Genomic DNA, 22,426 nt, shown 5'->3' on the forward strand with positions numbered 1-22,426 from the left:
CCGCGAGCGTGCGGCGGTCAGGATTGCGAAGCCGCCAGCGCTTCGTTGAACGTCTTGCTGGGCCGCATCACCGCAGTCGTCTTCTCGCGGTCCGGCTGATAATAGCCACCGATGTCGGCCGGCTCGCCCTGCGCCTCGGCCAGCTCGGCCACGATGACCTCCTCCTTCTCGCTCAGCGCCTCGGCCAGGGCGGCGAAGTGCTCGCGCAGCTCCTGGTCGTCTGATTGCGCGGCGAGCTCCCGGGCCCAGTACAGCGCCAGGTAGAACTGGCTGCCGCGGTTGTCGAGTTCACCGGCCTTGCGCGACGGGCTCTTGTCGTTGTCCAGCAGCTTGCCGATCGCGGCGTCCAGCGTGGTGCCCAGGATCTTGGCGCGCGCGTTGCCGGTCTTGATCCCGATGTCCTCGAAACACGCTCCCAGGGCCAGGAATTCACCGAGGGAATCCCAGCGCAGGTGGTTCTCCTCGACCAGCTGGTGGACATGCTTGGGCGCCGATCCGCCCGCGCCGGTCTCATACATTCCGCCGCCGGCCATCAGCGGCACGATGGACAGCATCTTGGCGCTGGTCCCCAGCTCGAGGATGGGGAACAGGTCGGTGAGGTAGTCGCGCAGGATGTTGCCGGTGGCGGCGATGGTGTCCTGCCCGCGCATCGCCCGCTCGATCGTGTGCCGCATGGCGCGTTCCTGCGACATGATCGAGATGTCGAGGCCCTCGGTGTCGTGGTCGGCGAGGTACGCGTTGACCTTCTTGCGCAGCTCGTTCTCGTGCGGCCGCTCCTGGTCCAGCCAGAACACCACCGGCATGCCGGAGTTGCGCGCCCGGGTGACGGCGAGCTTGACCCAGTCGCGGATCGGTTCGTCGCGGACGATGGGCATGCGCCAGATGTCGCCGCATTCCACGTTCTGGGTCAGCAGGATCTCCCCGGTGTCGAGGTCGACGATGTTGGCGACACCGTCCTCCGGGATCTCGAACGTCTTGTCGTGCGAGCCGTACTCCTCGGCCTGCTGCGCCATGAGCCCCACATTGGGCACGGTGCCCATCGTCCGAGGATCGAATGCGCCGTGCGTCTTACAGAAGTTGATGATCTCCTGGTAGATGCGGGAGAACGTCGACTCCGGGTTGACGGCCTTGGTGTCCTTCTGCCGGCCGTCGGCGCCCCACATCTTGCCGCCGGCGCGGATCATCGCCGGCATCGAAGCGTCCACGATCACGTCGCTGGGCGAGTGGAAGTTGGTGATGCCCTTCGCCGAGTCGACCATGGCCAGCTCGGGCCGGTGCTCGTGGCAGGCGTGCAGGTCGCGGATGATCTCGTCGTGCAGCGACGCGGGCAGCGACTCGATCTTGTTGTACAGGTCGACCAGCCCGTTGTTGACGTTGACGCCGAGTTCGTCGAAAAGCTCCTGGTGCTTGGCGAACGCGTCCTTGTAGAAGGTCTTCACGGCGTGCCCGAAGACGATGGGGTGGGAGACCTTCATCATCGTCGCCTTGACGTGGAGGGAGAACATCACGCCGGTCTCGTAGGCGTCCTGCATCTGTTCCTCGTAGAACTCGATCAGGGCCTTTTTGCTCATGAACATGGAATCGATGACGTCGCCTTCGCGCAGCGACACCGAGGGCTTGAGCACGATCGCCTTGCCGCTCGCGGTCTCCAGCTCCATCTTCACGTTGCGCGCGCGGTCCAGCGTCATCGACTTCTCACCGTGGTAGAAGTCGCCGTGCTTCATGGTCGCGACATGGGTGCGCGACGCCGGCGACCACTCCCCCATGCTGTGCGGGTGCTTTCGCGCATACTCCTTGACCGCCTTGGGTGCGCGGCGGTCGGAGTTACCCTGTCGCAGCACCGGGTTCACAGCGCTGCCAAGGCATTTGGCGTAACGCTCGCGAATCTTCCTGTCCTCGTCGGTCTTCGGGCTCTGCGGAAAGTCCGGGATCTTGAATCCCTTTTCCTGCAGCTCCTTGACCGCGGCGATCAATTGGGGCACCGAGGCGCTGATGTTGGGCAGCTTGATGATGTTGGTGTCGGCGAGCTTCGTCAGCCGGCCGAGCTCGCGCAGGTTGTCCGCGACCCGCTGCTCCTCGGTGAGGTCCTCGGGGAACTCGGCGAGGATCCGGGCGGCCAGGGAGATGTCACTGGTCTTGATCTCGATTCCCGCCGGCTCGGCGAAAGCGCGAACGATCGGTAGGAACGCGTAGGTCGCCAGCAGCGGCGCCTCGTCGGTCAGCGTGTAGATGACGGTCGGCTTGTCGGCGCACACGGTCCCTCTCCCGGCTAAGTCGGTCAGAATCTGGGGGGCTCAGCGTTGTTCCTGCCACGTTATCAAGGGTGTTCGGACCGGCGTCGACCTGCATGCTCACCGCCGGCGGCCCTCGCCGGATCGGCGGCATTGGCGCCGAGTCGGCGTAGTAAGCTAATCTGCGTAATAGGTCATGAGTGCCAGCGCTAAGCCCCGGCTTGCTGGCCGGCAACCCTCCAACCGCGGTGGGGTGCCCCGGGTGAAAGACCAGGTCTAGTAGCCACAGGCTGCGCGGCAAGCGCGGGTCCGCCATAACGGACCCCTGACTAGAGGGGACAACGTGATGTGCACTCACCAAAACCATCCGGATCGGCTGATGCGTCGAATCCCCTGTTGTCGGTGTTGACCGGCGGCCGCCGGTCTCGACGTCGTCTGTGACGGCGTCCCGCGCGGCTGCCAGCACCGCCTCCACCCGATTCGTCCCTTTTCAGCAGAAAGCCAACCCAGATGAGCTCCGACGACAGCAACCCCGTTGACGACGCGACCGACACGACCGCGAACTGGTCGTTCGAAACCAAGCAGGTCCACGCCGGCCAGCATCCGGACCCGGCCACCAACGCCCGGGCCCTGCCGATCTACCAGACGACGTCCTACACGTTCGACGACACCAGCCACGCCGCGGCCCTGTTCGGGCTCGAGGTTCCCGGCAACATCTACACCCGCATCGGCAACCCGACCACCGACGTGGTCGAACAGCGCATCGCCGCGCTCGAGGGCGGTGTGGCCGCGCTCTTCCTCAGCTCGGGGCAGGCCGCTGAGACATTCGCCATACTGAACCTCGCCTGTGCTGGAGATCACATCGTCTCGAGCCCCCGGCTCTACGGCGGCACGTACAACCTGTTCCACTACTCGCTGGCCAAGCTGGGCATCGAGGTCAGCTTCGTCGACGATCCCGACAACCTGGAGTCGTGGCGGGCCGCGGTCCGCCCCAACACCAAGGCGTTCTTCGGCGAGACCATCTCCAACCCGAAGATCGACCTGCTGGACATCCCCGGGGTGGCCGAGATCGCCCACGCCAACGGCATCCCGCTGATCGTCGACAACACCGTCGCGACGCCATATCTGATCCAGCCGTTCTCCCACGGCGCCGACATCGTCGTGCACTCGGCCACCAAGTACCTCGGCGGCCACGGCGCGGCGATCGCCGGCGTCATCGTCGACGGCGGCACGTTCGACTGGACGCAGGGCCGCTTTCCCGGCTTCACCACGCCCGACCCCAGCTACCACGGTGTGGTGTACGCCGAGCTGGGGCCGCCGGCCTTCGCGCTCAAGGCGCGCGTGCAGCTGCTGCGCGATCTCGGCTCGGCCGCTTCGCCGTTCAACGCGTTCCTGGTGGCCCAGGGCATCGAAACGCTGAGCCTGCGCATGGAGCGGCACGTCGCCAACGCGCAGCGGGTGGCCGAGTTCCTGGCCGGTCACGACGGCGTGTTGTCGGTCAACTACGCCGGACTGCCGGATTCGCCGTGGCACGAGCGGTCGAAGACGCTGGCGCCCAAGGGAACCGGCGCGGTGCTGTCGTTCGAGCTGGCCGGTGGCATCGAGGCCGGCAAGGCGTTCGTCAACGCTTTGAAGCTGCACAGCCACGTCGCCAACATCGGCGACGTGCGCTCCCTGGTGATCCACCCGGCGTCGACCACCCACGCCCAGCTGAGCCCGGCCGAGCAGCTGAGCACCGGCGTCAGCCCCGGCCTGGTGCGCCTGGCCGTCGGCATCGAGGGCGTCGACGACATCCTGGCCGACCTCGAGCTCGGGTTTGCCGCCGCCCGCAAATACGGTGCGACGGCGCGGGGCGCCGGCACCACCAACGACCCGCAGGCTGTGGCCGCGTTCTGAAGGAGCCGCCATGACGATCTTCGACGTGCCCACCCGTACGCTGCCCACCGAAGGCGAAGTCGGCATCGTCGACATCGGTTCGCTGACCACCGAGAGCGGCGTGGTGATCGACGACGTCTCGATCGCCATCCAGCGCTGGGGTGAGTTGTCGCCGACGCGCGACAACGTGGTGGTGGTGCTCCACGCACTCACCGGAGACTCGCACGTCGCCGGCCCCGCCGGACCCGGGCACCCCACGCCCGGCTGGTGGGACGGCGTGATCGGGCCGGGCGCACCGATCGACACCGACCGCTGGTGCGCGGTCGCCACCAACGTGTTGGGCGGGTGCCGCGGCTCCACCGGCCCCAGTTCGCTCGCCAGGGACGGAAAGCCCTGGGGTTCGAGGTTTCCGCTGATCACCGTGCGCGACCAGGTGGAGGCCGACATCGCCGCGCTGGCCGCGTTGGGTATCCGTGAGGTGGCCGCCGTCGTCGGCGGATCCATGGGCGGCGCAAGGGCTTTGGAGTGGATCGTGGGACACCCGGACCGGGTGCGGGCCGGGCTGCTGCTGGCGGTCGGCGCACGCGCCACCGGGGATCAGATCGGCACACAGACCAGCCAGATCGCCGTGATCAAGGCCGACCCGAATTGGCAGGGCGGTGACTATCACGACACCGGGTGCACCCCCGACACCGGCCTGTCGCTCGCTCGCCGCTTCGCGCACCTGACCTATCGCGGCGAGGTCGAGCTGGACACCAGGTTCGCCAACGACAAGCAGGGTGCGGGGTCCGTTGATGAGGGCCGCTACGCGGTGCAGAGCTACCTGGAGTATCAGGGCGACAAGCTGCTGTCCCGTTTCGACGCGGGCAGCTATGTCGTCCTGACGGAGGCCCTCAACAGCCACGACGTGGGTCGCGGCCGCGGCGGGGTGCGTAAAGCCTTGCGTCGCTGCCCCGTACCGGTGGTGGTGGGCGGCATCACCTCCGACCGCCTCTACCCGCTGCGGCTGCAGGAGGAGCTGGCCGAACTGCTGCCGGGCTGCGCCGGGCTGCAGGTCGTCGACTCGATCTGCGGACACGACGGCTTCCTGGTGGAGACCGAGGCCGTCGGGGACCTGATCCGCAAGACGCTGGTTCTCGCCGAAAGCGAAGGTGCGTGTCCACGGTGATCCGCTCGCGCCACGACCGCTCCCTGTCGTTCGGCTCGGCAGCCGCGGCCTACGAGCGCGGGCGCCCGTCGTATCCGCCGGAGGCGATCGACTGGCTGCTGCCCGCCGGCGCACGTCAGGTGCTCGACCTGGGCGCCGGCACCGGCAAGCTGACCACCCGGCTGGTGGAACGCGGCCTGGAGGTGGTGGCCGTGGATCCGATCCCGGACATGCTCGAGGTCTTGCGCAGTTCGCTGCCGGAAACCCGCGCGCTGCTGGGCACCGCCGAGGAGATCCCGTTACCGGACAACAGCGTTGACGCCGTGCTGGTCGCGCAGGCGTGGCACTGGGTGGATCCCGGCCGCGCGATTCCGGAGGTGGCCCGTGTGTTGCGTCCGGGCGGCCGGCTGGGCTTGGTGTGGAACACCCGCGACGAGCGACTCGGCTGGGTGCGCGAGCTGGGTGCCATCATCGGCAGCGACGGCGACCGCGGCCGCTTCGACGTCTCGCTGTCCGAGTCGTTCACCGAGCCGGAACGCCACCAGGTCGAATGGACGAATTACCTTACGCCACAGGCTCTTATCGACCTGGTAGCGTCACGAAGCTACTGCATCACCTCGCCGGCGGAGGTCCGCACCCAGACGCTCGAGCAGGTCCGCGAGCTGCTGGCCACCCATCCCGCGCTGGCGAATGCCGCCGGCCTGGCGCTGCCGTACGTCACCGAGTGCATTCGGGCCACGCTGGCGCGATAGCCAGCCCGATCCGGCGGGACCAGCTCGATCGTTGATCACGCAAAGCTAGGAGTTGCCGGAAGCGTCATCGTCATCCCCGTCGCGCTCGTCGTCCCCGTCGCGCAAGAGCTTTTCGGGGTGGTGGAAGGTGTTGATACGCGGCCGGTTTCGGTCGAGGGACGGCGGCGGAATCCATTCGGTGTCGCCGTCGGTATTCTTGCGGGTGCTCCACCCGCCGGGTTTCAGCAGGCGATGGTGGGGTCCGCAGGCGAAGGTGAGGTCGTTGATGTCGGTGGTGTGGCTTTTGGCCCAGTCGGTGACGTGGTGGACCTCGCTGTAATAGCCGGGCACGGTGCAGCCGGGGGCCGAGCAGCCGCGATCCTTGCCGTACAGCACGATTCGTTGCGCCGGAGAGGCCAGGCGCTTGGTGTGGTAGAGCGCCAGTGCCCGGCCCTTGTCAAAGATCGCCAGATAGTGACGCGCGTGGCGGGCCAGGCGGATGACGTCGCTCATCGGCAGGGTGCTGCCGCCGCCGGTCAGCCCTCTGCCCGTCGCGGCCTGCAGTCCGGCCAGCGTGGTGGTCACGACGATCGATGCCGGCAACCCGTTGTGCTGTCCCAGCTTTCCGGAGGCCAGCAGCGCGCGCGCAGCGGCGAGCAGCGCGTCGTGGTTGCGCTGGCTCGGCGTGCGGGCGTCGTGGTCGATGGCGTCCTGGCTGGGCGCGCCGTCCACGCAGGGCTTCTCGTCGAGGGAGTTGCACATGCCGGGGGCGGCCAGTTTGGCCAGCACCGCCTCGAGGGTCGCGCGGGCTTCGGGGGTCAGGCGCCCGCGCAGCTCGCACATGCCGTCGGGGCCTTGCGGGCCCAGCACCACCCCGCGGCGGCGGGCGCGGTCGGCGTCGGTGTAGTTGCCGTCGGGGTTGAGGCAGTCGGCCAGCGTGCCGGCCAGCTTCGCGAGTTGTTCGGGGCGAAACCGGCTGCCTTCCTTGACCAGCCGGGCCTGCACCTGCTCGCGGGTGCCCTGATCGATCCAGCCCGGCAGCTGATGGCAGAACGTGCGGATCACCGCCACCTGGCCGGGGCCGAGCTTGCCCTCGCGCTGGGCGGCGGCGGTGGCGACCAACGCGGGCGCCAGCGGCTCACCGGTCAGCCCGCGGCGTGGGCCCAGATCCGCGGCCTCCTTGATCCGCCGCCCGGCCTCCGCCCGGTTGATCAGCGCCGCCTCGGCGATCGCGTGGGAAAGCCTGCCGCCCAACTCCTCCGCCGTGGCCTGACGCCCCAGGTTGTTGACGAGCGGATGCTCGATCGCCGGGATCCTGCGGCGCACCCGCTCGCATCGCTCCAGCATGTCCAACAGGTCGCGGGTGGTCAACGCGTCACAGTCGACCGCCACCGCCTTGTCCAAAGCGGCCTCGATGGTGTCGAACGCGGCCGTCAACGCCTGCCGACCGTCACCACCGCTGCGCACCATGGCCAAAGACTAAGCGAGCCCACCGACAGAAAACCCCTTCCTGAGGCCACTGAAACGACAGTGGCCCATGTTATTTCGAGTCGACGATGCTCAGAAGTCCAGCCCGGAGAACATCGTCCGGTTCGGGTCGTACTTCTGCCGCACGGTCGTCATCCGGGCGAGATTCGGGCCGAAGTAGCGTGCCGCCGGCGCGTCGGCCTCGAGGTAGTTGACGTAGCCCCCGACCGAGAATTGTTGCACGGCTTGATGAGCGGACGCCAGCCAGGAGTTCGCGGTCGCGGCCTGGCTGGCGACGGGTTCGACGTACCACTGCACCACGGCGGACTGGGTGCGCCACGGGAAGGCCGTGTCGGCCGGGGCCGTGTCGGCCACCGCACCACCCAGCGGATCGACGATCACCGACGCGGTCGCGCCGCCGGCGGCGGGCCACTGCCCGGCCGCGGTTGCGATCGCTTGTGCAGCAGCCGAATCCACCGTGCCGATGACGTCGGAGCCGGCGACGAAGCCGCGCGGCGAACTCGTCGGACCGCCGCCGGCCAGGTAGGTCACCAGTTCCATGTGACCGAGCGTCTTGTGCATGACCGATTCGGGAGTCTGCCCGATCGCGGACTTGACGGCGTCGGCCACGCCGGCGCCCGAACCCGCCGGACAGGTCGCCAGCACATGGCAATTCGCCTGCGACCCGCCTACGGACAGGTCGACCATTCCCCAGGTGTTCCGGTCTGCCGCCGACAGCCAGGACTGCCAGCCGGTGAGCACCTGCACCGCCGAGGACGGCGGGTATTCGACACGGACCAGGTCCTTGTCGCCGGTGACGACGGTCGCGAACGTCATCGACGTCGTCACCCCGAAATTGCCCCCACCACCGCCGCGCAGCGCCCAGAACAGATCCGGGTTCTCGTTGGCGGATGCGGTCACCGCGTTCCCGTCGGGCAGCACCACGGTAGCGGACAGCAGCGCGTCACAGGTCAGGCCGGCGCGTCGCGCGTCGGGACCCAGCCCGCCACCGAGGGCCAACCCCCCGATTCCGACCGTCGGGCAGCTACCGACGGGCACCGTCCGCCCGGCGCTCGCACAAGCCTGTTGCACCGCATAGAGATTGGCGGCCGGGACAACCGTGACCTTACCGCTGCCGCCGTCGAAGCTCATGTTGCCGGGAAGCCCGCGCAAGTCCAGCACCATGGCGCCGCCGGCACTCGACGCACCGATATACGAGTGCCCGCCGCTGCGCGGGGCGACCTTGAGGTCGTTGGCCGTCGCGAACGCGATAGCCCTCTGCACGTCCGCCTGCGATGAAACCCTCACGACCGCAGCGGGATTGGAGGTGTCGTAGAACGAGTTGAAGACCCGCTTTCCGGCGCCGAACTGAGCGCCGTCGGCGGGCAACAACACACTGCCGCCGATCGACGAGGCCAGACCCTTCCAGCCGCCCGGGCCGGCCGCCGCGCAACCACTCCCGAAAACCGCTCCCGTCGTCAACGCCGCGGCACCACGCAAAAAGGTCTGTCGCGAAATCGCCTGCTGGAGCGGACGGCTCCGGTTCGTGGCCATGCGCCGCATTCTCATCCATTTCGCATTCGCAAACCCGGCGGCGGCGCCCGTGTCGGGTCACATCTTCGCGACACGCCCAATAGACGACACGCCCGGCAAGCCGGGCTCACAAAACGCTTATTGGGCAAACCTTTATCTCACCGTGTCGCAAACGAGACGGCCATGGCTCAGAGTTCCTATGGTGATTCGAGATGGGGAGGCTGGGATGAAGGCACGTGGACGAACTCGCCGATGGGTCTGGCTCTTCCGCAATCAACCGCTGACCATTCGCCTGCTGGCCGCGGCCGCAGGCCTGGTCACCGCCGCGGCGGCCTTCTCGGCGCCGGCCGAGGCGGACCCGAACGACGACAACTTCATCGACGCGCTGAACCACGCCGGCGTGGACTTCGGCCAGCCGGGCAACGCGATGGCCGTGGGCCAGTCCATCTGCCCGATGGTCGCCCAGCCGGGCGGGAACTTCGCCGCGGCCGCCGCGAGCGTGCGCCGCCGGGGGATGTCGCCGCAGATGGCCCGGATGTTCACCACCATCGCCATCCAGGTCTACTGCCCGCAGGAGATGGAGGCGCTCACCAACGGCAACCTGACCGGTGGGCTGCCGCAAGCTCCGGGGATGCCCGGAATGCCGGGGGTCGGCGGCATGCCGGCGGCGGGAGCAGTGCCCGGCGCGCCGGGCGGCATGCCGCAGTATGCCGGGGTGCCGGGCTACTAACCGGTACCCAGCGGGTCGATGGTCGACGCGATGTAGACCATGGCCCCCGCGACCGTGGCGGTGGTCAGGAAGTCGACCCCCTTGCTGCGGACCACCAGCAGCCCGGCCCGCTCCTCGGGCAACAGCAGCCGCAGCGCCGCGGCCACGCCGACGCCGATGCCGATCAGCAGCGAACCGCGGCGCCAGAAGTTGGCGCCCACCAACGCGAAAGCGGTGACGAAGATCAGCGCGACCAGCAGGATCGGCCACTGCGCGTGCAGCACCGTCCTGGCCGAACCTCGCCGGAGAAGCCGCGCGCTCATTCCCGCTCGGCCAGCTCGACGACGTTGGTCAGCAGGAACGCGCGGGTCAGCGGGCCGACGCCACCGGGGTTCGGCGACACGTGGCCGGCCACCCCCCACACGTCGGGATGGACGTCGCCCACCAGTCCGCCGTCGGTGCGGCTGACGCCCACGTCGACGACGGCGGCGCCGGGACGGACCATGTCCGCGGTCAGCATGTGCGGGACGCCGACGGCGGCCACGATGATGTCCGCCTGCCTGGTGAACGTCGGCAGATCACGAGTTCCGGTGTGGCACAACGTCACCGTGGCGTTCTCCGAACGCCGGGTCAGCAGCAGCCCCAACGGGCGGCCGACGGTCACACCGCGTCCGACGACGACGACGTGCGCACCGGCGATCTCGACGCCGTAGCGCCGCAACAGGTGCACGATGCCCCGCGCGGTGCACGGCAGCGGCGCCGGGACGCTGAGCACCAGCCGGCCCAGGTTGGTCGGGTGCAGCCCGTCGGCGTCCTTGTCGGGATCGACGCGCTCGAGCGCCGCGTTCTCGTCCAGGTGCTTGGGCAGCGGGAGCTGCACGATGTAGCCGGTGCACTCGGGGTTGGCGTTGAGCTCGTCGATGGTCTGGTTGAGCGTCTCCGTCGAGATGTCGGCGGGCAGGTCGCGGCGGATGGACGTGATGCCGACCTTCGCACAGTCCGCGTGCTTGCCCCGGACGTAGGCTTGCGAGCCCGGGTCGTCGCCGATCAGGATGGTGCCGAGCCCGGGGGTGCGGCCGGCAGCGGTCAGGGCGGCGACCCGTTGCTTGAGGTCGACGAAGATTTCGTCCCGGGTGGCCTTGCCGTCCAAAGTGATTGCGCCCACGCCTCACAGTCTGGCATGTATCGGTCACCGCGACCCGCCGCGCCCGGCTCCGCCGCGCTTGCGATCGCCGGCGCCCCCGTGGCGACCCGCCGCGCCCGGCTCCGCCGCGCTTGCGATCGCCACTAACCTCCGGTGGCGACCCGCCGCGCCCGGCTCCGCCGCGCTTGCGATCGCCACTAACCTCCGGTGGCGACCCGCCGCGCCCGGCTCCGCCGCGCTTGCGATCGCCACTAAGCTCCGGTTATGTCTAGCCCCCCCGACGTGCTGAGCCCCGCCAAGCTGGGCCCGATCACGCTGCGCAACCGCACCATCAAATCGGCGACATTCGAGGCCCGCACGCCCGGCGCGCTGGTCAGCGACGATCTCATCGAATACCACCGGCGCCCCGCCGCCGGCGGGGTCGGGATGACCACGGTGGCCTACTGCGCGGTATCCCAGGGTGGTCGCACGGAGGGCAACGGGCTCTGGATGCGCCCGGAGGCGGTGCCCGGGTTGCGCCGGCTCGCCGACGCGATCCATGCCGAGGGCGCGGCGGTCAGCGCGCAGATCGGCCACGCCGGACCGGTGGCCAACGCCAAATCCAACCAGGCCAAGGCCCTGGCGCCGGTGCGGTTCTTCAACCCCATCGGCATGCGGTTCGCCAAGAAGGCGACCCGCGACGACATCGACGACGTGATCGCCGGGCACGCCGACGCCGCGCGGTACGCCATCGAGGCGGGCTTCGACGCCGTCGAAATCCATCTGGGTCACAACTACTTGGCGAGCTCGTTCCTGTCACCGCTGATAAACCGCCGCGACGACGAGTTCGGCGGGTCGCTGGAGAACCGGGCCAAGGTCGCCCGCGCGATGGTGATGGCGGTCCGGCGCGCGGTGGAAAAAGAGGGCACGCCGATCGCGGTCACCGCAAAGCTCAACATGGCCGACGGCGTGCGCGGCGGCATCAGCACAGAGGAGTCGCTCACCACGGCCAAGTGGCTGCAGGACGACGGCGGGCTGGACGCGATCGAGCTCACCGCGGGCAGCTCTCTGGTCAACCCGATGTACCTGTTCCGCGGTGACGCGCCGCTCAAGGAGTTCGCCGGCGCGTTCAAGCCGCCGCTGCGCTGGGGCATGCGCATGACCGGGACCAAGTTCCTTCGCGAGTACCCGTACCGCGAGGCCTACCTGCTGCGCGACGCCAAACTCTTCCGCGCCGAGCTGACGATGCCACTGATCCTGCTCGGCGGCATCACCAACCGCGAGACGATGGACCTCGCGATGGCCGAGGGTTTCGACTTCGTCGCGATGGGCCGCGCGTTGCTGGCCGAGCCCGATCTGATCAACCGGATCGCCGCCGACCGCACCGTGCACTCGGCGTGCACGCACTGCAACAAGTGCATGCCGACGATCTACACCCGCACCCGCTGCGTGGTCACCGGAGCGCCCGACGCTTAAGGGCCCGAACAGGACCGCGAGCTACAGTAGGTCCGATGAATGCACCAGCCCCACCCGTGCTGACTGTCCGTCACGATGGGTCGGAACGCACCTTCGCCGCTGGTCATGACGTCGTCGTGGGACGTGACCTCCGCGCCGACATGCGCATCACGCATCCCCTGATCTCGCGGGCTCATCTCCTGCTGCGCTTCGAGCAGGGCAGGTGGCTGGCGATCGACAACGGCTCGCTCAACGGGACTTTCGTCAACGGCCGCCGGGTCCCGGTGGTCGACATCCACGACGGCCAGTGCATCAACATCGGGAACCCCGAGGGTCCGCTGCTGCGGTTCGAGGTCGGCCGGCACCGAGGCATGGCGGGCCGCCCGCCCGAGACCGCGTCCATGCGCCTTCCGGCCGCGGCGGGGCAGGGGTCGGGCACCGCATGGTCGGCGTCTCCCGCCGGCCCGCCCGCGCCGATGCACGGGCGCCCACCGGTCCGCGCCGCCGCGCCGCCGATGCGGCACCATCCCGGGCCGCCGGGGCCGCACGCGCCGCCGCCCTATCCCCCGCGCCCGGCCGCGCCGCCGCCCGGGCCCGCCGCCCCGCCGCCCAACTTCCAGCCGCACCCGCCGCTCGCCGCGGCGGGCTCGTCGTACGCTTCGCCGCAGACCCAGATGTCGCCTTCCAGTCCCGCCAAGGCGCCCGAGGTCGGCAACCTGGCGACGAAGATGATGCACGCGCTGATGCCGTCGTGGACCGGGGGCATACAGAAGCCGTCCGGTGCGGTCACCATCGGCCGCGCCACCGACAACGACATCGTCATCCAGGACGTCCTGGCCTCGCGCCACCACGCGTTCCTCACGTCGACACCGCTGGGCACCGAGATCCGCGACGCGCGCAGCGTCAACGGAACGTTCGTCAACGGTGTCCGCGTCGGGTCCGCGGTGCTGACCGAGGGCGACGTGGTCACCATCGGCAACGTCGACCTCGTCTTCACCCGTGACACGCTGGTCCGGCGCACCGAGGCGGCGACCCGCACCGGCGGCCTGGAGGTCAACTCCGTCTGCTTCACCGTCGAGCACGGCAAGCAACTGCTCGACCACATCTCGCTGACCGCGCGGCCCGGAACGCTGACGGCCATCATCGGCGGGTCCGGGGCGGGCAAGACCACGCTGTCGCGGCTGATCGTCGGCTACAACAACCCCACCTCGGGGTCGGTGACGTTCGAGGGCCACGACATTCACAAGGAATACGCGTCCATGCGCAGCCGGATCGGGATGGTCCCGCAGGACGACGTCGTGCACCGCCAGCTCACCGTCAACCAGGCCCTCAACTACGCCGCCGAGCTGAGGTTGCCTCCGGACACCAGCAAGGAGGAGCGGGCCCAGGTCGTCGCGCAGGTGCTCGAAGAGCTCGACATGACCAAACACGCCGACACCCGCGTCGACAAGCTCTCGGGCGGCCAGCGCAAGCGCGCCTCGGTGGCACTCGAGCTGCTCACGCAGCCCTCGCTCCTGCTCCTCGACGAGCCGACGTCCGGCCTGGACCCGGCCCTGGACCGCCAGGTCATGCTGATGCTGCGGCAGCTTGCCGACGCCGGCCGCGTGGTGCTCGTGGTCACCCACTCGGTGTCCTACCTGGATGTCTGCGACCAGATCCTGCTTGTCGCGCCCGGCGGCAAGACGGCGTTCTGTGGTGCGCCCGACCAGGTCGAGGCCGCCATGGGCACCCGCAACTGGGCCGACATCTTCGCCAAGGTGGGCGCCGACCCGGACGAGGCGAACCGGCGCTTCAAGGAGCGCAACCAGCAGTCCGAACGGCCGCCGTCCCCGCAGAGCCCGGCCGACCTGGGCGAGCCGCCGAAGACGGACCTGTGGCGCCAGCTGTCCACGATCGCCCGGCGGCAGGTCCGGCTGGTCATCTCCGACCGGGGCTACACCATCTTCCTGGCGGTCCTGCCGTTCCTCATCGGAGCGCTCTCGCTCACGGTGAAGGGACCCAAACCCGGCCTCGGGATCGCCGACCCGATGGGCCCGGCGCCGACCCAGCCGCAGTACATCATGGTGTTGCTCAACATCGGCGCCGTCTTCATGGGCACCGCGCTGACCATCCGCGACCTGATCGGCGAGCGCGGCATCTTCCGGCGGGAGCAGGCCGTCGGGCTGTCCACCTCCGCGTATCTGCTGGCGAAGATCGCGGTGTTCTGCGTCTTCGCGACCGGCCAGGCCGCGGTGGCCACCATCATCGTGGTGCTCGGGAAGGGCGCGCCGACCGAGCCGCCGCCGTTCTTCGGCGACGCCAGCTTCTCGCTGTTCCTCACCGTCGCCGCCACGTGCATCGCGTCGGCGATCCTGGGCCTGATGCTGTCGTCCCTGGCCCAATCCAACGAGCAGATCACGCCCATGCTGGTGGTGTCGATCATGTCGCAGCTGGTGCTCTCCGGCGGCATGATCCCCGTCTATCAGCGTCTCGGCCTCGAGCAGCTCGCGTGGCTCACTCCCGGTCGCTGGGGCTACGCCGCGGGCGCGTCGTCGATCAACTTCCCGGCGCTGGTGAAGGTCAAACAGATCCCGACCAACGATCCGCTGTGGCAGCACTCCACCCACATCCTGCTATTCGACATGTTCATGCTCGCGGTGCTGTCGCTCGCCTACGGCGGCTTCGTGCGCTGGCACATCCGCCTCAAACGCTGACTTGCATTCACAGCAAGCTCCGGTTTTCGCACCGCCGAAGCAGCCTACGGGCGCATCTAGGCTGGTCTGATGGATCGATCCGCCCTTCCCGTGCTGACGGTCCGGTCCGACCGGTCGGAAGGTCGCTTCGCCGCGGGCCGCGACGTCGTCGTCGGCAGCGACGTGCGCGCCGACCTGCGGGTGGCGCACCCCCTGATCGCCCGCGCCCACGTGCTGCTGCGCTTCGACCAGGGCCGCTGGGTCGCCGTCGACAACAACTCGCTCAACGGCGTCTTCGTCAACGGCCAGCGGGTCCCGGTCGTGAACATCGAAGACGGCCAGACCATCAACATCGGCAAGCCCGACGGCCCCCGGGTCACCTTCGAGGTCGGTCATCACGACGGCAACGTGGGCCTGGCTCCGCCGACGGAGTCGATCCCGGTCATCGCGCCGCCCGGCCCCCCGCGCCCGGTGCGGCCGCAGCCGACCGGTCCCATGCCCGGCCCGGTGGGCCCGCCGGGCACCGGCCGCAGCGCCATGTCGGGCCCCGTGTCGCGGCCGCAGGCCGTCGCGCCGTCGATCCGCCGCGCCGACACCCAGCGCAGCGCCGCCATCCCGGCGCCCCCGCCGGCCGCCGTCACCGGCGCCGCGCCGCAGGCCCCGGCTCAGGCACCCGACCACGACCCGCCGACCCAGATCGGGGTGAGCGGCGAGGTCGCGGAGTTCCCGACCATCCGAGTCAAGACCCTCGGGACCGATTTCGACCGGGAGACACCCGCGGCGGGCGCCGCCTGGATCGGCCGCTCCCTCGAGAACGACATCGTGATCCACGACGTGCTGGCGTCGCGCCACCACGCGTTCCTGACGCCGACACCGATCGGCACCGAGATCCGCGACGCACACAGCATCAACGGGACTTTCGTCAACGGGATCCGGGTGGGGTCGGCGCTGCTGGCCGAAGGCGACGTCGTCACCATCGGCAACGTCGACCTGGTCTTCACCGGCGGCGTCCTGGTCCGGCGCCAGGACGTGGCGACGCGCACCGGCGGCCTGGAGGTGCGCGGCGTCGACTTCGCCGTCGACGGTAAGACCCTGCTGGAACAGATCTCGCTGACCGCCCGGCCCGGCACGCTGACGGCCATCATCGGCGGCTCCGGCGCCGGTAAGACCACGCTGTCGCGGCTCATCGCCGGGTACGCGACCCCCACCGCCGGCGCGGTCACGTTCGAGGGGCACGACATCCACACCGAGTTCGCGTCGTTGCGCACCCGGATCGGGATGGTTCCCCAGGACGACGTCGTGCACCGGCAGCTCACCGTCAACCAGGCGCTCGGATACGCCGCCGAGCTGCGCCTGCCGCCCGACACCAGCAAAGCCGACCGCGCGCAGGTCGTCGCCCAGGTGCTCGAAGAGCTCGGGCTGACCAAGCACGCCGACACCCGCGTCGACAAACTCTCGGGCGGCCAGCGCAAACGCGCGTCGGTCGCGCTCGAGCTGCTCACCGGGCCGTCGCTGCTGATCCTCGACGAGCCGACGTCGGGCCTGGACCCGGCGCTGGACCTGCAGGTGATGACCATGCTGCGGCAGCTCGCCGACGCCGGTCGGGTGGTGCTGGTGGTCACCCATTCACTGACCTACCTCGACGTCTGCGACCAGGTGCTGCTGATGGCGCCCGGCGGCAAGACGGCCTTCCTCGGCCCGCCCGACCAGATCAGCGACGCCATGGGCACCACCAACTGGGCGCACATCTTCGCGAAGGTGGGCGCCGACCCCGACGAGGCCAACCGCCGATTCTTGGCCCGCAACAACGAGCCGTCGCCCGCCCAGTCGGCAGCGCCGGCCGAGCTGGTCGCCCCGGCGCACACCAGCCTGCGCAGGCAGTTCTCGACGATCGCGCGCCGCCAGGTCCGCCTGGTCGTCTCCGACCGCGCCTACTTCGTCTTCCTGGCGGTATTGCCGTTCGTCATGGGCGCGCTGTCACTGACCGTTCCCGGCACCACCGGCTTCGGCTACGCAGACCCGGCGAGCCCGTCGGCCGACGAGGCCGGGATGATCCTCACGCTGATCACCCTGGCCGCCGCGTTCATGGGCACCGCGCTGACCATCCGCGACCTCGTCGGCGAGCGGCCCATCTTCCGGCGGGAGCAGGCGGTCGGCCTGTCCGCCACCGCGTATCTGCTGGCCAAGATCGCCGTGTTCTGTGTGTTCGCCGTGGTCCAGGCGGCGATCGCGACCGCCATCGTGGTGGCCGGCAAGGGCGCACCGACCCGGCCGGCCGTGCTGCTCGGCCATTCCAGTCTCGCCGCCACCGCGGAGCTGTTCGTCGCGGTCGCGGCCACCTGCGTCGCCGCGGCGATGCTCGGCCTGGCGCTCTCGGCGCTGGCGCGCTCCAACGAGCAGATCATGCCGCTGCTGGTGGTGTCGCTGATGATGCAGATCGTGCTGTGCGGCGGGATGGTGCCGGTCACCGACCGCATTGTCCTCGACCAGATCTCCTGGCTGGTGCCGTCGCGCTGGGGATATGCCGCGCAGGCGTCGACGGTCGACCTGTGGACGGTGGCGCCCGGTCCGCAGAGCCCCAGGGACAGCCACTTCCAGCACACCGCCGGAACCTGGCTGTTCGACATGGCCATGCTCGCGGTGCTCTCGGTCTGCTACACCGGCGTCGTCTCGTGGCGCATCCGGCTCAAACGCTAAATCAGGCGTCCAGCCGCAACCCGTGCGCCGCCGCGAACGCCACGGCCTGGCCGACATCGACGCGCGCGCCCGTCAGCGAGGCGGTCGTCCACAGCGCCGGGTCGACGGTGGCGCCCCGCAGGTCGGCTCCGTCCAGGCGGGTGCCGGCGGTCCGCGCGCCGGTGAAGTCGGCGCCGCGCAGCACCGCCTTACGCAGGTCGGTCTCCACCAGGCTGGTCTCCCGCAGCCGGCAGCCGCTCAGGTCGGCGCCCCGTAGGTCGTTGCCGCCGAGCATCGCCAGCGTGAAATCGACCTCGTCGAACGTCACCGGCCGCAGCCGGCACTGCACGAAGACCGAGCCCAGCATGCTGCACTGGGCGAAGGTGCTGTGCCACAAGATCGTTCTGGTGAAGCTGCAGTTGCGGAAGGCCGAGCCGCGGTGGCGCGACTCGGCCAGGTTGGCGCCGCGGAAGTCGCACTCGGTGAACAGCGCGCGCTCGGTGCTCAGGCGGCTGAGGTCCTGCTCGCAGAAGTCGTGGCCGGTGAACTCGCAGGCGATGGCGACCGACCCGCTGCGTAGATCGGTCAGCTCGCGGCCAAGGTCTCTAGCGCGTATTCGCTGACCGCGATCAGCGCGTCGGTGGCCGACCGGCGATTGCGGGCGTCGACGCTGATCACCGGGATGTGGGCGGCCAGGGTCAGCGCCTCGCGGACTTCCTCGACGGGATACTGCGGCGCGCCGTCGAACTCGTTGACCGCGACCAGAAATGGCAGGTTGCGGTGCTCGAAGAAGTCGACGGCGGCGAAGCTGTCCTGCAGCCGCCGGCAGTCGACGAGGACGATCGCGCCGATCGCGCCGCGCACCAGGTCGTCCCACATGAACCAGAACCGGCGCTGCCCGGGCGTGCCGAAAAGGTAGAGCACCAGGTCCTCGTCCAGGGTGATGCGCCCGAAGTCCATCGCGACGGTGGTGGTGCGCTTGTCCGGAGTGGCCCCGAGGGCGTCGACGCCGGCCGAGGCGTCGGTGAGCATCGCCTCGGTGCGCAACGGCATGATCTCCGAAACCGCCCCGACGAACGTGGTCTTGCCGGCACCGAATCCGCCCGCGATGACGATCTTCGTCGAGGCGTGGGCGTCACGGTCAGAGTGCTTTAAGGCCACGCAGCGTCCTTCCTATCAACTCGTGGCGCTCATCTCGGGTCGAACGCTCGGTCAAAGTCCTGTGCACCCGAAGGTAGCCGGACAGGACGAGATCGCCGATCAGGACGCGCGCGACGCCGATCGGCAAGTTCAGCCGGGCCGCGATCTCCGCGACCGAGGGGCTCGCGGAGCCCTGCCCACACAGCCTGATGATCCTGCCTCGCTCGTCGCCGGCCGACCACCGGTGGGCCAGCCCGGCCTGCAACGCCTGGATCGGGGCTTCCAGCGGGAGTTCGACGTCGGTGCCGGTCCGGCCGGCCGTCAAGGTGTACGGGCGGACCAGGTTCGCCTCATGTCGTGTCGGCTCGCCGGCCTCGGGACTGTCCATGGCGGCTCACTAGACGCTTGAGCGGCGGGTGGACTGCACGACGCCGCCCACGCGTTCGACGAGGATGGCCATCTCGTAGCCGATCTGACCGATGTCGCACGACGTCGCGGCAAGCGTGGCCAGGTGCGAGCCGTCGCCGACCCGCATCAGCAACAGGTAGCCGTTCTGCATCTCCACCACGGACTGCAGCACCTGGCCGCCGTCGAACAGCTGCGCCGCTCCGGTCGCGAGGCTGGCCAGCCCCGACGCCACCGCGGCCAGCTGGTCGGCGCGGTCCCGGGGCAGGTGCTCGCTGGCCGCGATCGGCAGGCCGTCGACGGACACCAGCAGCGCGTGTGCCACGCCGGGGACCTCGCGGGCGAACCGGGTCACCAGCCAGTCCAGTGAGTTTTCGGGCGACGTCATTCCTGATCGGGCCCCCGGCTCGCGTCTCGGGCGTGGGACCGTCCGGAATGCACGCCGCCGAAGTGGCTGCTGAAGGAGGCCCGAACCGCTTCCGGGTCACGCACCAGGGCCGCGTGCTGCTCGCCGGCCGGTGCGGATTCGCCGTTGGCGCTCTGCTCGGAGGGCTCGCCGGGTCCCTGCCCCGCGGCGGTCGCGCCGTTGCCCCCGCCGGGCACCAGCCGGGCGCCGGGCGTGCGCACCGGCAGCCCGTGGTCGGCCGTGCGCGCCTCGACGGGCTTGTCCTCGGCCTCGGCGGCCAGCGTCCAGCCGCGGTCCCACACCGTCTGCCAGTCGAGGTCCGGGCTGTTGGCCAGTGCCTGCGGGTCGCCGAGCATCTCCGAGAGCATCCTGCGGTAGATGACGTCGTCGTCGGCCGGTGCCGTGGTCGCGGGCCCGGGGGCGGGCTCGGCCGCCGCCGGGGGTGCGGTGTCGGGCTGGCCGGCGGCCTGCCGGGAACGCGCGGCGAAGAACGCCGACGTGTCCATGGGTGACCGGGCCGCCGGGGCGGCCGGGGTGGGCACCGGCTGGGGCGGCGCGGGTGGCTGCGGCGGCGTCCCCGGCTGGGGCGGCGACTCCTTCTCCCACCAGGGCGTCGGCAGCTCGCGACGGTGGCGGCGGGGTAGTCCCTGGGCGGGTGGCGCGGGGACATCGGTGATTCCGCTGGAACCGGGATTCCGGCGCGGCAGCAGCGTGACCGGCGGCCCGTCGACGGCCCCGTTCGCCGGCTGGAGTGTGCCGGCGTGCCTTCCGGCGGCTTCCCCGGCGCTCTCGGCGGCCTCTGCACCGGCGTCCGGCGCGGCGATCGCGCTGGCGAGCTTGGTGCTGGGCGACGACACCGGGCGAATGTGGTGCCGGCGGCCGGGCGGCTCGGCCGGCCGGCCGGCCGGGTCACCCGCACCCGCGAGGATCGTCGGCGCCAGGTAGATCTCGGCGGTGGTGCCCGAACCCTCCTCGTTGGCGGCCGGGCCGCGCAGCCCCACCCGGATGCCGTACCGGGCGGCGATGCGGCCGACCACGAAAAGCCCCATGTGGCGGGCGTTGTCGGGCGTGGGGTCGGGGCTGGCTTCGCCGCCGGCCTGCAGCCGCATGTTCGCCATCCGCCGGTCGGCCTCGTTCATGCCCAGCCCCGAGTCGGCGATCCGCACCACCGCTCCCCCGTCGCTGCTCGCCGCCGCCGACACCCGCACCGGCGTCGCCGGCGGGGAGTAGCGCAGGGCGTTGTCGATCAGCTCGGCGAAAAGGTGGATGGCGCCGCCGGACGCCGCGCCGATCAGGCTGCTGTCCGGCAGCCGGGCGACTTCGACGCGGCGGTAGTCCTCGACCTCGGAGACGGCGGCGTTGATGACCGTCGACAGCGGCACCGGCTCACGCTGATCGCGCGCCAGCTGGGCGCCGGCCAGCACCAGCAGGTTGGCGCTGTTGCGGCGCAGCCGGGCCGCCAGGTGGTCCAACCGGAACAAGCTGTCGAGCCGTTCAGGATCCTCCTCGTCGCGCTCCAGCCTGTCGATGAGCGACAGCTGCTGGTCGACCAGGGAACGGCTGCGCCGCGACATCGTCTCGAACATGTCGTTGACCAGCAGCCGCAACCGCGCCTCGTCGCCGGCGAGCAGCAGGGCCTGGGTGTGGAGTTCGTCGACGGCGTGGGCGACCTGGCCGATCTCCTCGGTGGTGTGCACCGGCAGCGGCGCCGGGGTCGGCTCGGTGCCACCGGCCTTCACCCGGGCGATCTCCTCCTCGAGGTCGGTGTGGGCGACCTTGAGCGCGCCGTCGCGCAACACTCGCAGCGGGCGGACCAGAGCCCGCGCCACCAACAGCACGACGATCAGGGCCACCGCCATGGCGGCCAGCACCAGGGCGGTGTCCAGGATGGCGGCGCGGCGCTTGTCGGACGCCTCGGAATGCACGGCCTTCGTCACCGCGGCCAAGGCGTCGCTGATGACCTGCTCGGCGATCCCGTCGGTGGCCTCGATGGACTGCAGCAGCGCGGGGTTGTCGACGAGCACCGCGGACGGATCGGACATGATCGCCATCCGCGTCACCATCTGCTGTTGCAACGTCCGGGCGTCGGCCGAACCGGCGCCGAGCACCCCGCTCATCCCGAACAACGTGGACGGCTCGGTGCCGGCCAGCGTGATCATCGACGTCCGCAACTGGGGCTCGGGGAGGTCGGCCCCGCGGGTCACCAGGACCTTCTGCATCGCCATCTGGCCGCGGGCCCCCACGGCCCGGCTCAGCCCTTGGACCTGCGTGCGGATCCGTTCGTTGTCCACCTGCACCGAGGCGTTGATGACGTCTTCGGCCGTCAGCAGCAGCGGCGCATAGGTGGTCACCCGGTCCCGCAAACCGATGCTGCTGTCGGCGATCTTGTCCACCAGAGCCTGGCCGCCGCTCAGCAGCGTGCCAACCCCCGCCCGCACCTCGGGCGAGACGTCGGTGTCCGACATCCGCGCCTGCAGCTCGTAGCGGCGCGCGTCATAGTTCTTCTTCGCCCCCTCCACGTCGCGTCCGGTCGCGCTCGCCAGCAGAGCGACGTCCAACGCCGACATGTACTTGGTGATCGCCGGCAGCACGTCGGCGCGCGCAGCGGCGAGCTTCAGACCGCTGGACTTGGCCATCGCGGCCTCTATTCGCAGCGCCCCGAAAACGGTCGCCAAAACGAGCGGCACCAGCACGATTGCCAGAACTTTGTACACGACGGGCCAGTTGCTCAGCGACCAGGCGGGCGGGCGTTTGACCGGGGCGGGGGCGGTGGGGGGCCGCTGCGGGGAATCGGACGGTTCCGCCTGGGCCGGTTGGCCCGGGCGGGCGAACATGGTCACGTCGTGGCGGCCGCGG

At 70.1% G+C, this 22,426-nt stretch carries 17 protein-coding genes and 1 riboswitch; of the genes, 7 read left to right on the forward strand and 10 right to left on the reverse strand.

All coding sequences use genetic code 11. The features are described from left to right. Positions 1 to 17: 17 nt before the first annotated feature. On the reverse strand, positions 18 to 2,255 hold the full coding sequence (locus G6N48_RS14600) for an NADP-dependent isocitrate dehydrogenase (RefSeq protein WP_085270908.1): 2,238 nt from the start codon (positions 2,253 to 2,255) through the stop codon (positions 18 to 20). Between the two features lie 168 nt (positions 2,256 to 2,423). Beyond that, positions 2,424 to 2,541: riboswitch (SAM riboswitch) on the forward strand. Positions 2,542 to 2,741: 200 nt separating this feature from the next. Between G6N48_RS14600 and G6N48_RS14605 the strand changes: the two genes are divergently transcribed. The 3 genes from G6N48_RS14605 to G6N48_RS14615 are packed head-to-tail and all read left to right on the forward strand — an operon-like array spanning position 2,742 to position 6,005. Beyond that, positions 2,742 to 4,127, forward strand: a complete 1,386-nt coding sequence (locus G6N48_RS14605; protein WP_085270909.1) for a bifunctional o-acetylhomoserine/o-acetylserine sulfhydrylase — start codon at positions 2,742 to 2,744, stop codon at positions 4,125 to 4,127. A 10-nt stretch (positions 4,128 to 4,137) separates the two neighbouring features. After that, positions 4,138 to 5,274, forward strand: a complete 1,137-nt coding sequence (gene metX / locus G6N48_RS14610) for a homoserine O-acetyltransferase MetX (RefSeq protein WP_085270910.1) — start codon at positions 4,138 to 4,140, stop codon at positions 5,272 to 5,274. After that, on the forward strand, positions 5,271 to 6,005 hold the full coding sequence (locus G6N48_RS14615; RefSeq protein WP_085270921.1) for a class I SAM-dependent methyltransferase: 735 nt from the start codon (positions 5,271 to 5,273) through the stop codon (positions 6,003 to 6,005). The genes metX and G6N48_RS14615 overlap by 4 nt, the downstream gene beginning before the upstream one ends. A gap of 45 nt (positions 6,006 to 6,050) precedes the next feature. On the opposite strand, the gene G6N48_RS14620 is transcribed toward G6N48_RS14615, so the two are convergent. Both G6N48_RS14620 and G6N48_RS14625 read right to left on the reverse strand, forming a co-directional pair. Continuing rightward, positions 6,051 to 7,454, reverse strand: a complete 1,404-nt coding sequence (locus tag G6N48_RS14620) for an HNH endonuclease signature motif containing protein (protein ID WP_085270911.1) — start codon at positions 7,452 to 7,454, stop codon at positions 6,051 to 6,053. Positions 7,455 to 7,544: 90 nt separating this feature from the next. Next, positions 7,545 to 9,005 carry an FAD-dependent oxidoreductase gene (locus G6N48_RS14625; RefSeq protein WP_085270922.1) on the reverse strand — a complete coding sequence of 487 codons (1,461 nt, stop codon included), beginning with the start codon at positions 9,003 to 9,005 and terminating at the stop codon, positions 7,545 to 7,547. A 205-nt stretch (positions 9,006 to 9,210) separates the two neighbouring features. Between G6N48_RS14625 and G6N48_RS14630 the strand changes: the two genes are divergently transcribed. Beyond that, positions 9,211 to 9,714, forward strand: coding sequence for a DUF732 domain-containing protein (locus tag G6N48_RS14630; protein WP_085270912.1), 504 nt, complete (start codon positions 9,211 to 9,213; stop codon positions 9,712 to 9,714). On the opposite strand, the gene G6N48_RS14635 is transcribed toward G6N48_RS14630, so the two are convergent. Together G6N48_RS14635 and G6N48_RS14640 are read right to left on the reverse strand one after the other, a co-directional pair. Next, positions 9,711 to 10,016, reverse strand: a complete 306-nt coding sequence (locus G6N48_RS14635) for a DUF3017 domain-containing protein (RefSeq protein ID WP_085270913.1) — start codon at positions 10,014 to 10,016, stop codon at positions 9,711 to 9,713. The two genes, G6N48_RS14630 and G6N48_RS14635, sit on opposite strands and share 4 nt — an antisense overlap. Continuing rightward, positions 10,013 to 10,858 carry a bifunctional methylenetetrahydrofolate dehydrogenase/methenyltetrahydrofolate cyclohydrolase gene (locus G6N48_RS14640; RefSeq protein WP_085270914.1) on the reverse strand — a complete coding sequence of 282 codons (846 nt, stop codon included), beginning with the start codon at positions 10,856 to 10,858 and terminating at the stop codon, positions 10,013 to 10,015. The genes G6N48_RS14635 and G6N48_RS14640 overlap by 4 nt, the downstream gene beginning before the upstream one ends. A 243-nt stretch (positions 10,859 to 11,101) precedes the next feature. Between G6N48_RS14640 and G6N48_RS14650 the strand changes: the two genes are divergently transcribed. The 3 genes from G6N48_RS14650 (at position 11,102) to G6N48_RS14660 (ending at position 17,640) form a co-directional block, all read left to right on the forward strand. Then, a complete protein-coding gene (locus tag G6N48_RS14650) occupies positions 11,102 to 12,292 on the forward strand; it encodes an NADH:flavin oxidoreductase (protein WP_085270915.1) in 1,191 nt (396 codons plus the stop codon). A 35-nt stretch (positions 12,293 to 12,327) separates the two neighbouring features. Further along, complete coding sequence (locus tag G6N48_RS14655; protein WP_085270916.1) at positions 12,328 to 14,964, forward strand: FHA domain-containing protein; 2,637 nt, start codon at positions 12,328 to 12,330, stop codon at positions 14,962 to 14,964. Between the two features lie 69 nt (positions 14,965 to 15,033). Beyond that, positions 15,034 to 17,640: an ATP-binding cassette domain-containing protein gene (locus G6N48_RS14660; RefSeq protein WP_139825926.1), complete on the forward strand. Its 2,607-nt coding sequence runs from the start codon at positions 15,034 to 15,036 to the stop codon at positions 17,638 to 17,640. 1 nt (position 17,641) lies between these two features. Here the strand turns inward: G6N48_RS14660 and G6N48_RS14665 are convergent, their stop codons facing one another. From G6N48_RS14665 to G6N48_RS14685, 5 genes are read right to left on the reverse strand one after another with little or no spacing between them, the layout of a single operon-like run. Further along, positions 17,642 to 18,178: a pentapeptide repeat-containing protein gene (locus G6N48_RS14665; protein WP_085270923.1), complete on the reverse strand. Its 537-nt coding sequence runs from the start codon at positions 18,176 to 18,178 to the stop codon at positions 17,642 to 17,644. A 26-nt stretch (positions 18,179 to 18,204) separates the two neighbouring features. Next, positions 18,205 to 18,780: a GTP-binding protein gene (locus tag G6N48_RS14670; RefSeq protein ID WP_085270917.1), complete on the reverse strand. Its 576-nt coding sequence runs from the start codon at positions 18,778 to 18,780 to the stop codon at positions 18,205 to 18,207. Continuing rightward, complete coding sequence (locus G6N48_RS14675; protein ID WP_085270918.1) at positions 18,761 to 19,147, reverse strand: DUF742 domain-containing protein; 387 nt, start codon at positions 19,145 to 19,147, stop codon at positions 18,761 to 18,763. The genes G6N48_RS14670 and G6N48_RS14675 overlap by 20 nt, the downstream gene beginning before the upstream one ends. Positions 19,148 to 19,156: 9 nt before the next feature. Beyond that, positions 19,157 to 19,552, reverse strand: a complete 396-nt coding sequence (locus tag G6N48_RS14680) for a serine protease inhibitor (RefSeq protein WP_085270919.1) — start codon at positions 19,550 to 19,552, stop codon at positions 19,157 to 19,159. Then, positions 19,549 to 22,404: a sensor histidine kinase gene (locus G6N48_RS14685; RefSeq protein WP_179969876.1), complete on the reverse strand. Its 2,856-nt coding sequence runs from the start codon at positions 22,402 to 22,404 to the stop codon at positions 19,549 to 19,551. Before G6N48_RS14685 ends, G6N48_RS14680 begins: the two co-directional genes overlap by 4 nt. Positions 22,405 to 22,426: the final 22 nt, after the last annotated feature.

Source organism: Mycobacterium parmense, assembly GCF_010730575.1.
Taxonomy (GTDB): domain Bacteria; phylum Actinomycetota; class Actinomycetes; order Mycobacteriales; family Mycobacteriaceae; genus Mycobacterium; species Mycobacterium parmense.